Origin of the sequence: Pseudomonas sp. UBT (genome assembly GCF_050915955.1) — a bacterium.
Lineage (GTDB): Bacteria > Pseudomonadota > Gammaproteobacteria > Pseudomonadales > Pseudomonadaceae > Aquipseudomonas > Aquipseudomonas antarctica_A.
The window spans coordinates 766,423-779,891 of record NZ_CP168079.1 but is presented as its reverse complement, the minus strand read 5'-3'; the positions used below and the strand labels follow the sequence as shown (position 1 = coordinate 779,891).

9 protein-coding genes are annotated in these 13,469 nt (G+C 57.5%); 7 read left to right on the top strand and 2 right to left on the bottom strand.

Translation table 11 applies throughout. The features are described 5' to 3' along the window. The first annotated feature begins 20 nt into the window (after positions 1-20). The 7 genes from nusA to ACDZ94_RS03610 all read left to right on the top strand — a co-directional run bounded on the left by nusA (position 21) and on the right by ACDZ94_RS03610 (position 9,110). Complete coding sequence (gene nusA / locus ACDZ94_RS03640) at positions 21-1,502, top strand: transcription termination factor NusA (protein ID WP_003212187.1); 1,482 nt, start codon at positions 21-23, stop codon at positions 1,500-1,502. Positions 1,503-1,529: 27 nt separating this feature from the next. Then, positions 1,530-4,055 carry a translation initiation factor IF-2 gene (gene infB / locus ACDZ94_RS03635; protein ID WP_064454173.1) on the top strand — a complete coding sequence of 842 codons (2,526 nt, stop codon included), beginning with the start codon at positions 1,530-1,532 and terminating at the stop codon, positions 4,053-4,055. Positions 4,056-4,214: 159 nt separating this feature from the next. Further along, a complete protein-coding gene (rbfA, locus tag ACDZ94_RS03630; RefSeq protein WP_016973761.1) occupies positions 4,215-4,610 on the top strand; it encodes a 30S ribosome-binding factor RbfA in 396 nt (131 codons plus the stop codon). Positions 4,611-4,613: 3 nt separating this feature from the next. Further along, positions 4,614-5,531 carry a tRNA pseudouridine(55) synthase TruB gene (truB, locus tag ACDZ94_RS03625; protein WP_025857114.1) on the top strand — a complete coding sequence of 306 codons (918 nt, stop codon included), beginning with the start codon at positions 4,614-4,616 and terminating at the stop codon, positions 5,529-5,531. 115 nt (positions 5,532-5,646) lie between these two features. Next, a complete protein-coding gene (gene rpsO, locus ACDZ94_RS03620; protein WP_003176135.1) occupies positions 5,647-5,916 on the top strand; it encodes a 30S ribosomal protein S15 in 270 nt (89 codons plus the stop codon). 194 nt (positions 5,917-6,110) lie between these two features. Then, on the top strand, positions 6,111-8,216 hold the full coding sequence (gene pnp / locus ACDZ94_RS03615; RefSeq protein WP_053258071.1) for a polyribonucleotide nucleotidyltransferase: 2,106 nt from the start codon (positions 6,111-6,113) through the stop codon (positions 8,214-8,216). A gap of 294 nt (positions 8,217-8,510) precedes the next feature. Further along, complete coding sequence (locus ACDZ94_RS03610) at positions 8,511-9,110, top strand: BON domain-containing protein (RefSeq protein WP_064454172.1); 600 nt, start codon at positions 8,511-8,513, stop codon at positions 9,108-9,110. A 290-nt stretch (positions 9,111-9,400) separates the two neighbouring features. On the opposite strand, the gene ACDZ94_RS03605 is transcribed toward ACDZ94_RS03610, so the two are convergent. Next, positions 9,401-12,334, bottom strand: coding sequence for a DUF748 domain-containing protein (locus ACDZ94_RS03605; protein WP_432751086.1), 2,934 nt, complete (start codon positions 12,332-12,334; stop codon positions 9,401-9,403). Between the two features lie 87 nt (positions 12,335-12,421). Beyond that, positions 12,422-13,438: a class I SAM-dependent rRNA methyltransferase gene (locus tag ACDZ94_RS03600; protein WP_064454170.1), complete on the bottom strand. Its 1,017-nt coding sequence runs from the start codon at positions 13,436-13,438 to the stop codon at positions 12,422-12,424. Positions 13,439-13,469 lie beyond the last annotated feature (31 nt).

Below are 13,469 nucleotides of genomic sequence, written 5' to 3'. Positions count from 1 at the left end.
TGCGAAAGGCGAGGCGTACGATGAGCAAAGAAGTACTGCTGGTTGTTGAGTCGGTATCCAATGAAAAGGGCGTACCGGCAAACGTGATTTTTGAAGCGCTGGAGCTGGCCCTGGCCACTGCTACCAAAAAGCGTTTTGAAGACGAAGTGGATCTGCGTGTGGAAATCAACCGCCACACCGGTGCCTATGAGACTTTCCGTCGCTGGACGGTCGTCGAAGAAGCCGACCTTGATGATCCGGCCATCGAAACCTGGCCAAGCAAGGTTGCCGAAACGCACCCTGGGGCTCAGGTCGGTGATGTCGTCGAAGAAAAGATCGAATCGATCGAATTCGGCCGTATTGCTGCACAGACCGCCAAGCAGGTCATCGTGCAGAAGGTTCGCGAAGCCGAGCGCGCTCAAGTCGTTGACGCTTATCGCGAGCGCCTGGGTGAAATCATCTCCGGCACCGTGAAAAAAGTCACCCGCGACAACGTGATCGTCGACCTGGGCAACAACGCAGAAGCGTTGCTGGCCCGCGAAGACATCATCTCTCGCGAAACCTTCCGTGTTGGCGTGCGTTTGCGTGCGCTGCTCAAGGAAATCCGCACCGAGAACCGCGGCCCTCAGTTGATCCTGTCGCGTACCGCGCCGGAAATGCTGATCGAGCTGTTCCGTATCGAAGTGCCGGAGATCGCCGAAGGCCTGATCGAAGTCATGGCTGCGTCCCGCGACCCGGGTTCGCGCGCCAAGATCGCGGTCCGTTCCAAGGACAAACGCATCGACCCGCAGGGCGCTTGCATTGGTATGCGTGGTTCACGCGTCCAGGCAGTGTCGGGCGAATTGGGTGGTGAGCGTGTGGATATTGTGCTGTGGGACGATAACCCGGCGCAGTTTGTGATCAACGCCATGTCGCCAGCTGAAGTGGCGGCAATTATCGTTGACGAAGATGCCCATGCAATGGACATCGCCGTTGGCGCAGACAATCTGGCTCAGGCCATTGGTCGTGGTGGTCAGAACGTGCGTCTGGCCAGCCAACTGACCGGTTGGACCCTGAACGTGATGACCGAATCGGACATCCAGGCTAAGCAGCAAGCTGAAACCGGCGACATCCTGCGCAACTTCATCGACGAGCTGGAAGTCGACGAAGACCTGGCACAGGTGCTGGTAGATGAAGGCTTCACCAGCCTGGAAGAGATTGCCTACGTACCGTTGGAAGAAATGCTCAACATCGACGGCTTTGACGAAGACACCGTCAACGAGCTTCGCGCTCGGGCCAAGGATCGTTTGTTGACTAAAGCCATCGCTACTGAGGAAAAGCTGGCAGACGCCCATCCGGCCGAAGACCTGCTCTCGCTTGAGGGTATGGACAAGGATTTGGCGATGGAACTGGCGGTGCGCGGCGTAATTACCCGCGAAGACCTGGCCGAGCAGTCTATTGACGATCTGCTCGACATCGACGGCATTGACGATGATCGTGCCGGCAAGTTGATCATGGCCGCCCGAGCCCATTGGTTCGAGTAACTAGGCGCGGCCTGAGGAGAGAAGTGCATGACGCAAGTCACGGTGAAACAACTGGCCGATGAGGTCAAAACACCGGTAGAGCGCCTGTTGCAGCAGATGCGTGAGGCAGGTCTGCCGCACACCGCCGCCGATGAAGGTGTGAGCGACAGTGAGAAGCAGTCTTTGCTGACTCACTTGAAGAGCAGCCACAAGGCGAAAGTGGAAGAACCGCGCAAGATTACATTGCAGCGCAAAACCACCAGCACACTGCGTGTTGCTGGTAGCAAGAGCATCAGCGTTGAAGTACGCAAGAAGAAAGTCTTCGTACAGCGCAGCCCGGAAGAAATCGAAGCCGAGCGCAAACGCGAACTGGAAGAACGTCGCGCAGTAGAAAATGCTGCTCGTCAGAAGGCTGAAGAAGAGTCCAAGCGTCGCGCCGAAGAAGAAGCGCGTCGCCAGCCTGCTGCTGCGCAACCTGCTGGTACTGAAGCGGTCGCCGCGCCTAGCGCACCTGTTGAAGCTGTGCGTGAGGCCGCTCCGGTTGCCGCCGCACCTGCTCCAGCAGCAGACGCTCGCAAGCGCGACGAACCTCGTCGTCCGGACAAGCCACGTGCCGACGATAACAATCGTCGCGGTGGTGGTGGCGATGGCGAGCGTAAAAACGCTCCACATCGTGCCTCGGTCAAAGAGAAAGCGCCCGCTCCACGCGTTGCCCCACGTACTACCGACGAAGAAAGCGATAGCTTCCGTCGCGGTGGTCGCGGCAAGGCCAAGCTGAAAAAACGCAACGCCCACGGTTTCCAGAGCCCAACAGGCCCTGTCGTGCGTGATGTGCAGATCGGCGAGACCATTTCTGTTGGCGATCTCGCCAATCAGATGTCGGTCAAGGCTGCTGAAATCATCAAGTTCATGTTCAAACTGGGTACCCCAGCGACCATCAACCAGGTGCTTGATCAGGAAACTGCTCAGCTGGTAGCCGAAGAACTGGGCCACAAAGTGACCCTGGTCAGCGATACCGCTCTGGAAGACTCCCTGGCCGAGTCCTTGAAGTTTGAAGGTGAGACGTTCTCCCGTGCGCCAGTCGTGACCGTAATGGGCCACGTTGACCATGGTAAGACGTCGCTGCTCGACTACATTCGTCGTGCCAAGGTAGCTGCTGGCGAAGCCGGCGGTATCACCCAGCACATCGGCGCGTACCACGTTGAAACCGAACGCGGCATGGTCACTTTCCTCGACACCCCAGGTCACGCCGCGTTTACCGCAATGCGTGCCCGTGGTGCCAAGGCAACTGACATCGTGATCCTGGTCGTTGCAGCAGACGATGGCGTGATGCCGCAGACCATTGAAGCTGTCCAGCACGCCAAGGCTGCTGGTGTTCCACTGGTTGTTGCAGTGAACAAAATCGACAAGCCGGGCGCCGATCTTGATCGCATCCGTAGCGAACTGTCGGTTCACGGCGTGACTTCCGAAGAGTGGGGCGGTGATACGCCATTTGTCTCGGTCTCGGCGAAAGTCGGTACCGGTGTAGACGAACTGCTCGAAGCGGTCCTGCTGCAAGCTGAAGTACTCGAACTGAAAGCAACGCCATCGGCCCCGGGTCGCGGTGTTGTGGTTGAATCGCGTCTCGACAAAGGTCGTGGCCCGGTTGCAACCGTACTGGTTCAAGACGGTACCCTGCGCCAAGGCGACATGGTGCTGGTCGGTTCGAACTATGGCCGTGTACGTGCCATGCTCGACGAGAACGGCAAGCCAATCAAAGAAGCCGGTCCTTCCATCCCTGTCGAGATCCTCGGCCTGGACGGTACTCCGGACGCTGGCGACGAGATGAGCGTAGTTGCCGACGAGAAGAAAGCCCGTGAAGTGGCTCTGTTCCGTCAAGGCAAGTTTCGCGAAGTCAAACTGGCCCGTGCTCACGCCGGTAAGCTGGAGAACATCTTCGAGAACATGGGCCAGGCAGAGAAGAAGACGCTTAACATCGTCCTCAAATCTGACGTCCGTGGTTCCCTCGAAGCGTTGAACGGCGCCTTGAACGGCCTGGGTAACGACGAAGTGCAAGTGCGTGTTGTCGGTGGCGGTGTCGGTGGTATCACCGAGTCCGACGCCAACCTGGCACTGGCTTCCAACGCTGTACTGTTCGGCTTCAACGTGCGTGCCGATGCTGGCGCTCGCAAGATCGTCGAGCAGGAAGGCCTGGACATGCGTTACTACAACGTCATCTACGACATCATCGAAGACGTCAAGAAAGCCCTTACCGGCATGCTTGGCAGTGACGTCCGGGAGAACATCCTGGGTGTTGCCGAGGTGCGTGACGTGTTCCGTTCGCCGAAATTCGGTGCGATTGCCGGCTGTATGGTTATCGAAGGCACTGTGCACCGTAACCGTCCAATCCGTGTACTGCGTGAAGACATCGTTATCTTCGAAGGCGAGCTGGAATCCCTGCGCCGCTTCAAGGATGACGCTTCTGAAGTACGTGCCGGCATGGAATGCGGTATCGGCGTCAAGAGCTACAACGACGTCAAAGCTGGTGACAAGATCGAAGTCTACGAGAAGGTTCAGGTTGCTCGCAGCCTCTAACTCGCGCACTTCAGGAGCCACACAGCGTGTGGGCATGCAAATGCCCCGCGCCGTGTCCGGACTCTAAACGCAACGCCCGGTCTGGCTTTTGTCAGGCCGGGCGTTTGCCGCTTTCAGACCCCACGGGTTTCACCGTGTGGCAGTAACAGGTAACAAGACATGGCAAAAGAATACAGCCGTACCCAGCGAATCGGCGATCAGATGCAGCGCGAGCTGGCCCAACTGATCCGTCGCGAAGTCAAAGACCCACGCGTTGGCCTGGTCACCATCACCGCTGTTGAAGTGAGCCGTGACGTAGGTCACGCCAAGATTTTCATCACCGTGATGGGCCAGGACAGCAGCGAAGAAATCGCGCAAAGCATCAAGGTGCTCAACTCCGCCGCAGGCTTCCTGCGCATGCAGTTGGCCCGTGAAATGAAGCTGCGCAGCGTGCCCCAGTTGCACTTCCACTACGACGAAAGCGTCGTGCGTGGTGCGCACCTGTCGGCACTGATCGAGCGCGCCGTGGCGGAAGACAGCCAGCACCCGTCCACACCTGAAGACGCCAAGGAGTAAGCGGTGGCTCAGGTCAAACGTATCCGTCGCAACGTCAGCGGCATCATTCTGCTCGACAAGCCCATTGGTTTTACCTCCAATGCCGCATTGCAGAAGGTTCGCTGGTTGCTGAACGCCGAGAAGGCCGGGCATACCGGCAGCCTCGATCCCTTGGCCACCGGCGTATTGCCGTTGTGCTTTGGTGAGGCCACCAAGTTCTCGCAATACCTGCTCGATTCCGACAAGGGTTACGAAACCCTGATGCAACTGGGCAAGACCACCACCACGGCCGATGCCGAGGGTGATGTTTTGCAGGTTCGCGACGTGACCGTTGGTCGTGCTGATATTGAAGCTGCTTTACCCGGTTTTCGTGGGGAAATCAGTCAGATACCACCGATGTACTCGGCGCTCAAGCGTGATGGGCAGCCTCTTTACAAGCTGGCACGTGCGGGCGAAGTAGTGGAGCGCGAACCGCGTTCTGTTACTATTGCGCGCTTGGAATTGCTCGCCTGTGAGGGCGACACTGCCCGCTTGGCTGTGGACTGCAGCAAAGGCACCTATATCCGTACCCTGGTGGAAGATATTGGTGAAAAGCTCGGTTGCGGCGCGTACGTTGCAGAGCTGCGACGCACGCAGGCAGGGCCTTTCAGCCTTGCCCAGACGGTCACGCTGGAAGAGTTGGAAGCAGTACATGCCGAAGGCGGCAATGAAGCAGTTGATCGCTTCCTGATGCCATCGGACAGCGGTTTGCTGGACTGGCCATTGCTGCACTTCTCGGAGCACAGCGCGTTCTATTGGCTAAACGGCCAGCCGGTACGCGCTCCGGACGCTCCGAAGTTCGGTATGGTGCGGGTACAGGATCATAACGGTCGCTTTATCGGTATCGGTGAAGTGAGCGAAGACGGGCGCATCGCGCCACGTCGACTGATTCGGTCAGAATGACCGGACGAGTGTGGCTGTTAACAGGCACGGTCAACACTCATTTTTAGATACAGGGATTTGTCCCTGGCCTGTTGAAACTGCCCTTTGGGTGGTTTCCTGAAAAAAGGATTGCCTCATGGCTCTCGACGTTCAAGAAAAAGCACAAATCGTTGCTGACTATCAGCAAGCTGTTGGTGACACTGGTTCGCCAGAAGTGCAAGTTGCACTGCTGACCCACAACATCAACAAGCTGCAAGGTCACTTCAAGGCCAACGGTAAAGATCACCACTCCCGTCGTGGTCTGATCCGCATGGTAAACCAGCGCCGTAAGCTGCTGGACTACCTGAAAGGCAAGGATCTGGGTCGTTATCAGGCTCTGATCGGTCGCCTGGGTCTGCGTCGCTAATAAGCGATTGCGCTAGAGGTTGGTTGTCTGCCGTGTGTCAGTGGGATTCCCGCTGGCCCATGGCAGGCTCCCAGCCTCAAGTTTTATCTGGATACACGTTTTACCCTGGACCAGGCTCGGGCCGATTCCCGACATTGCCCAAGAATTTCGCAAGAAGACAAGTTCCCCAAGAGCCACAAAGAAGGTAGGACACCGTGAACCCGGTTATCAAAAAATTCCAGTTCGGTCAGTCGACCGTTACCCTCGAGACAGGCCGTATCGCCCGTCAAGCTTCCGGCGCAGTGCTGGTCACCGTTGACGACGACGTCACCGTATTGGTGACTGTTGTTGGCGCCAAGCACGCGGACCCAAGCAAGGGCTTCTTCCCTCTGTCCGTTCACTACCAGGAAAAGACTTACGCTGCCGGTAAGATCCCTGGCGGTTTCTTCAAGCGCGAAGGCCGTCCTTCCGAGAAAGAAACCCTGACTTCCCGACTGATCGACCGTCCGATCCGTCCGCTGTTCCCAGAAGGCTTCATGAACGAAGTGCAGGTTGTCTGCACCGTCGTTTCCACCAGCAAGAAGACCGATCCGGACATCGCTGCGATGATCGGTACCTCAGCTGCCCTGGCCATCTCCGGTATTCCTTTCGATGGTCCAATCGGCGCTGCCCGTGTTGCGTTCCACGAAAGCACCGGCTACCTGCTGAACCCGACTTACGAACAACAGAAAGCTTCGAGCCTGGACATGGTCGTTGCCGGTACTTCGGAAGCCGTGTTGATGGTTGAATCGGAAGCCAAAGAGCTGACCGAAGACCAGATGCTGGGCGCGGTACTGTTTGCTCACGACGAGTTCCAGGTTGTGATCAACGCTGTTAAAGAACTAGCTGCCGAAGCTGCCAAGCCGACTTGGACCTGGGCTCCACAAGCTGAAGCGACTGAACTGCTGGGCGCTATCCGCTCCGAGTTCGGCGCAGCGATCTCCGATGCCTACACCATCACCGTCAAGGCCGACCGTTACGCTCGCCTGGGCGAGTTGAAGGATCAGGTTGTGGCCAAGCTGTCCGGTGAGGAAGGCCAGCCTTCTTCCAGCGACGTCAAAGCTGCATTCGGTGAAATCGAATACCGCACCGTTCGCGAAAACATCGTTAACGGCAAGCCACGTATCGACGGCCGCGACACTCGCACCGTACGTCCGCTGAACATCGAAGTGGGTGTTCTGCCGAAGACTCACGGTTCGGCGCTCTTCACCCGCGGTGAAACTCAGGCTCTGGTAGTTGCGACCCTGGGTACTGCGCGTGACGCACAGTTGCTGGACACCCTGGAAGGCGAGAAAAAAGACCCGTTCATGCTGCACTACAACTTCCCTCCGTTCTCGGTAGGTGAGTGTGGTCGCATGGGTGGCGCTGGCCGTCGCGAAATCGGTCACGGCCGTTTGGCTCGTCGTTCGATTGCAGCCATGCTGCCGGCTGCTGACGTGTTCCCGTACACCATCCGTGTTGTGTCGGAAATCACCGAGTCCAACGGTTCCAGCTCCATGGCTTCGGTCTGCGGTGCTTCCCTGGCGCTGATGGATGCTGGTGTACCGATGAAGGCACCGGTTGCCGGTATCGCCATGGGCCTGGTTAAAGAAGGCGAGAAGTTCGCCATCCTGACCGACATCCTGGGAGACGAAGACCACCTGGGCGACATGGACTTCAAAGTAGCCGGTACCGCTAAAGGTGTTACCGCGCTGCAGATGGACATCAAGATCAAGGGCATCACCGAAGAGATCATGGAAATCGCTCTGGGCCAAGCCCTGGAAGCGCGCCTGAACATCCTCGGTCAGATGAACCAGATCATTGGTCAGTCCCGTACCGAACTGTCGGAAAATGCTCCGACCATGATTGCGATGAAAATCGACACCGACAAAATCCGTGATGTTATCGGTAAAGGCGGCGCGACCATTCGTGCAATCTGTGAAGAGACCAAGGCTTCGATCGACATCGAAGACGACGGCTCGATCAAGATCTTCGGCGAAACTAAGGAAGCTGCAGAAGCTGCACGTCAGCGCGTTCTGGGTATCACCGCTGAGGCCGAGATCGGCAAGATCTACGTCGGTAAAGTTGAGCGCATCGTCGACTTCGGCGCGTTCGTCAACATCCTGCCAGGCAAAGACGGTCTGGTTCACATCTCTATGCTGAGCGACGCTCGTGTTGAGAAAGTGACCGACATTCTGAAAGAAGGCCAGGAAGTGGAAGTGCTGGTACTGGACGTGGATAACCGCGGCCGTATCAAGCTGTCCATCAAGGACGTAGCAGCAGCCAAGGCTTCGGGCGTTTAATTACCCCTTCGCTTTAAGCTGAAAAAGGACTCTTCGGAGTCCTTTTTTTATGCGCGGAGGAAAATGTCGGGAAATCAGTCGCTTAGTTAATTCAAAAAGCCGCAACTTGCACGCAGGCACGATCAGTTTCATGCAACTTGCACGATTCCGAGATTTGGATGTTTTTGTAAGTTGCTGTTTTATAAGGGGAATATTCGAATTCAGAACTTGGCACAGTGCCTGCAATAACCCTGTTAACGCTGCAGCATCAAGGTTCACACACTGCAGACTTTCAATAAAACAGGAGTTACTCGTATGAAGAAGTTCGCTCTCGCTACTGCTACCGCTTTGACCCTGGCCATGGGTGCTAACGTGGCCTTTGCTCAGACTTCCCAAGCGCCAATGACCCTGGCCGCTGGCGAAATGACCAAAGCCAAAGAGTCCACTTCCGACACTTGGATCACCACCAAAGTCAAAGCTGACCTGCTGACTGAAAAAGGTATTCCTGGCTCGGACATCAAGGTTGAAACCAACAAAGGCGTGGTTTCCCTGTCGTCGACTGTAGCTATCTCGGACTCGCAGAAAGCGACTGCTGTAGCGATCACCAAGAAAATCAAAGGTGTTACCGCTGTATCCGCTGATGGCCTGATGGCTGGCGGTGCGATGAAAGCTGACAACATCGACAAATCCAAAGATGCCACTTCGGACACTTGGATCACTACCAAAGTGAAGGCTGACCTGGTTACCGAGAAAGGTATTCCTGGCACCGACATCAAAGTTGAAACCAATAAAGGTGTTGTTTCCCTGTCCTCTTCTGTCGCAGTGACCGAAGCTCAGAAAACCACTGCTGTTGCGATTGCCAAGAAAATCAAAGGCGTTAAAGCTGTTTCGGCCGATGGCCTGAAGGCAGAGTAACGCTCAACTATTCGTCTGAACTGGACGGCGGCGGCTTAGGGTGAGTTAGATTTCCACCCGATGCACCTCTTGAGTTCATGCGACCGACCACACGGATGTGGTCATTACAGGCCCCGGCACTTGTGTCGGGGCCTGTTCTATTGTGGGCCGGAACAAAACTTCAAGGCCGACATACATCAAAGTGGGAGCTGGCTTGCCTGCGATGCAGGCACCTCGGTCGTTCAGTTGAACCGAGGTGATGCTATTCGCAGGCAAGCCAACTCCCACATTTGGATAATGTCGTTCAGGCGTTACTCGGCATCCAGATGCATCGGCGTCACTACCCGACCATCCTTTTCAGCCTGCCCCAGGTTGGCGTCAATGAAGTAAACCCGGTCATCTTCCAGTTTTCCCTTGTCCACCAAGTAGTCCTTGATGGTGCTGGCGCGGTCTTGGCCCAACTGGCGCAGCAGCACGTCACTGGCGCTCCAGAACTTGATCAAACCATCCTTCAGCTTCGCGGTGCGATCATCGCTGCTCAGGTCTTTCCATTCAGCCGGTGGTTGTTGTTTCAGGCGAGTGCGGTAGATGCCTTCGAGCAACGGCGCCTTTTCCTTCTCCGGTACAACCAGCAGCGATGCCTGGGCTGGAACCTTGTCACCACGGCGCTGGAGGATCTTGTAGTAGTTGTATTGGTATTCGCGCTCCAGACGCTCTGCGGCCAAGAATGGCCCATCACTGCTGGCAGCCGCCGTGCCTTCGATTTCCAGGCGCAGGGTAGGGCGCTCTTTCAGCGCCTTGGCCAGGGTGTTCAGGGCGCCTTCGGCGTCTTTGTTCAACTCACTGGAGCCTGCGGCGAAAGACACATTACCGAGGTCTTCCGAGCCCCCACCGCTTACCAGCCCGCCGATAAACTTGAACGGCGCCGTTGCCGCGCGTACGACCAGGTTGCGCAGGGTCTGCCACACAATCGGCATCACGCTGAATTGCGGGTTATTCAGGTCGCCGGTCACCGGCAGTTCGATGGAGATCTTGCCGTCAGAGTCCTTGAGCAGGGCGATTGCCAGGCGAATCGGCAAGTCCACGGCGTCGGCACTGTCGACCTTCTCACCCAATTGCAGCTGTTCGACCACAACTTTGTTTTCGGCCTTCAACTGGCCTTTGGTGATGACATAGTGCAGATCGAGGTTGAGACGGCCCTTGCGGATACGAAAGCCCGCGAACTTGCCGGAGTACGGCGTCAATGTAGTGAGTTCGACGCGTTTGAAGCTGGTGGCGATATCCAGCGCCGCCATCGGATCAAATGGGTTCACGCTGCCCTTGATGGTTACGGGGGCGTAGCGATCTACCTTACCGTTGATGTCGACGCTCGCCGGTTTGGCCTGGCGGCTGTCAATGGTGCCAATCTGCCCGTTGAGTTGTTGGATGGCGGTGGCGAAGTTGGGCGTGAGGCTGAAGTCGGCGAAGTTGGCCGAACCGTCATTGATCGCAATCTGCCCGATATGAATGCCCAAAGGCTTCTCTTTACTGGTCGCAGGCTTGGCCGCCGTCTTGTTGCCACTGTCGGCTGGTTGCGGGATCAGCAAGTCATCGATGTTGGTGGTGCGATCATCGTTGATCATGAAACGTGCATAAGGCTGCAGCAGGTTGACCTTGTCGATCGACAGGCTATTGCCGTGCTGATAGTTCACGCCCTCCAGCATCAGGCGTTGCCATTTGAGGAAGTCGCGGTTCTTGAGGGTGTCCAGGGTGTGTAATTGATCGACCTGAGCGCTGCCGGTGACCTGAAGGGCCAGTGGGTCCGTGCTTTTCAGGTTCACATCCAGATTGCTGCCCAGCATGCCGCTGCGCAATTCCAGGCGAATAAAGGGGCTGATATAGGATTGAGCGACCCGCAGGTCGATATCCTGAGTATTCACTTTCAGTCTGGCGCTGGCCGGGTTGAGGTTGACCTCACCGGCCGCCTGGATCTTGCCTTGCTTGCCCAGCCCGGAGTCGACTTTCAGGCTAAAGGGCTTCTGATTGAGGCTGTCGAAGTTCTGCACATCGACATTCAACGGGCCCAGTTCCAGTGCGACGGCGGGTTTGGCCTGACGGTCAGCCAGGTGTACCTGGTAATTACGCAGTTGCACGTCCTTGAGCAGCACTTGCCAGGGTTTGCTGGGCGCTGCCGGTTGAGCTTTTGGCGAGTCGGCGGTGGCTGGCGCAGTGGCGGGTTCCGGCGCCTTGGCCGGTTTGCTCGGTTGGCCGGCAAACAGTTTTTGCCAATCCAGTTGCCCATCGGCCTCGCGGGCGGCCCAGGTTTCCAGCTTGTTACTGCGAATCTTGCCGACAACAACTTGCTGCTTGGCCAGGTCTACAGTGGTTTCGCTGACATCCAGGCGTTCCAGCCGCACCAATGGCCGGCCATCCGGTGCCTTGATGGCAAAGGGCGCGATGCTCGCAGCCGTGTTGGTCAGGTTCAGCTCGGTTTCTTTGGCCAGGCTGAACTTGTAGTCGGTGCTGAAATTCAACACACCGTCCTCAAGTACCAACGGCACGGCGTCTCGTACGTACGGCCACCAGGCTTTCATCTTGCCGTCGGTGACTTTCAGCGTGCCTTCGGAAGTGATTGGCACCAGGCTGAAATTGCCTTTCCAGTCGATCTGCCCACCTTCAGGACCGGCAGCCACCAGTGTCATGTCGGCGTTGTCTTCCGGCAAGGTGCTGAGGTTTTTCAACTCGAAGTCGAGTTTGTTGTAGAGGAATTCGATCGGCTCGCTCGGGCGCAGATCCTTGAAGTGCACATAACCGCCGGCCAGCTTGATGCTGTCGATACGCAGCGGGAAGGGTTTGGCATTCGGGTCGGCCGGCGTCGGCTCGCTCGGCGGCAGCTTGAACAGTTGCGCCAGATTCAGTTGGCCGGATTTATCGAACAGCAATTCGGTCTTGGGCTGGTCCAGTTGCACATCCGCCAGGTGCAGGGCGCGCGTCCAGAGACTGTCGATCTGCAGGTTGGCGTAAAGACGCTCGAAGCCAACCTGTTCCTTGCCGGGTTCACCGATCTTCAGACCCCACAGTGTCAGCTCCAGGCTGAACGGGTTGAGCTCGATCCGTTCGATTCGCGCCGGCACCGTGGCGTAATTGGCCAGTTGCTGGTTGGCTATACGAAGGGCGATGCCCGGCAGAATCAAAAAGCCCAGCAAGCTGTACAAAGCAAGGGCAGTCAACAAGGCGCCTATGGCGCGAATCAATCCTTTGGGCATGGGTGACGCCATCTATGTCGAACGAGAGTGCCTTGGAGTATGGCACGGGATTTCGGTTCCGAAGAAGCGGGTCTGTTGAGACAAGTCTTACAGTTGCAGCATCAGTGTTTTCAGGGGGGGCTGCTGGTCCTGGGAAGGAAAGTCCGCCCCCGGCGTGATGATTTGCCAGTCGCGTACCGGGCGACCGGCTTTTTCGGCGCAACGCAGCACCTGTTCACGCCAGTCATCCATGCTGACTTTTGCGAGGTTGTTGCAGCAGATCAGCACGCCATTGTCGGCCGTCGCCAGCAACGCGGGTTTGAGCAGGCTCTGGTAGTCGCGCAACAGGTCAACGGTGCCGAAAGCGCTCTTGGCCCAGGCCGGGGGGTCGAGCAACACCAAGTCATATTGACGTTGCTCAAGGCGTGGATAGCTCGGCAGCTTTTGGCCGCGCCGCTGGGTGATCGGCAAGCCCGCCAGTTGGCGAATCGCCGGGAAGTAGTCGGACTGCACAAAATCCATGGTCGGCAAGTGCGGGTTGAGCAGGCCGTTTTCGCGACCGACTGCCAGGTTGCCCTCAGCGAAGTCCAGGTTGCACACCTCACTTGCGCCACCGGCTGCCGCGCTCAAGCCTACGCCACAGGTGTAGGCGAACAGGTTCAGTACGCTTTTGCCGGCGCTGTGGTCCTTGACCCAGCCGCGGGTGTTGCGCAGATCCAGGAACAGCAGGGGGTCCTGCCCGGCATGGCGCCCACGTACACGGTAATTGAGTCCCCATTCGTGGCCGACCTTGTCTTCCAGGGCCACGGGTTCGGCGCGATACACCGTGTCTTCACGGTCGATTCGCGAGTTGCCACGGGAACGGTCGTTGTACACCAGCAGCAATTCCAGGCCCATGAACTGATTGACCTGTTGGTGCAGGTCCAGCAGTTCCTCGGTGTGCAGGGACTGATGGAAGCTTTGCACCAGCAGTTGCGGGCCATAACGGTCGATGGTCAGGCCACCGGCGCCTTCCTGGCTGCCATGGAACAGCCGGTAGCAGTCGGTGCCTTGGGCATGCAGCTCGTTGATCAGGTCTTGGCGGTGGTCGAGGGCGGCGCGCAGCGCCTGATTCAAGGGAGTCATGGAGCGCGCCTTACTGTAAATGGGGGCGCGG

Bases quoted from the DNA above. Each gene is read 5' to 3' on its own strand.
- nusA (WP_003212187.1), top strand. From the start codon at position 21: ATGAGCAAAGAAGTACTGCTGGTTGTTGAGTCGGTATCCAATGAAAAG.
- infB (WP_064454173.1), top strand. From the start codon at position 1,530: ATGACGCAAGTCACGGTGAAACAACTGGCCGATGAGGTCAAAACACCG.
- rbfA (WP_016973761.1), top strand. From the start codon at position 4,215: ATGGCAAAAGAATACAGCCGTACCCAGCGAATCGGCGATCAGATGCAG.
- rpsO (WP_003176135.1), top strand. From the start codon at position 5,647: ATGGCTCTCGACGTTCAAGAAAAAGCACAAATCGTTGCTGACTATCAG.
- ACDZ94_RS03610 (WP_064454172.1), top strand. From the start codon at position 8,511: ATGAAGAAGTTCGCTCTCGCTACTGCTACCGCTTTGACCCTGGCCATG.
- ACDZ94_RS03605 (WP_432751086.1), bottom strand. From the start codon at position 12,334: ATGCCCAAAGGATTGATTCGCGCCATAGGCGCCTTGTTGACTGCCCTT.
- ACDZ94_RS03600 (WP_064454170.1), bottom strand. From the start codon at position 13,438: ATGACTCCCTTGAATCAGGCGCTGCGCGCCGCCCTCGACCACCGCCAA.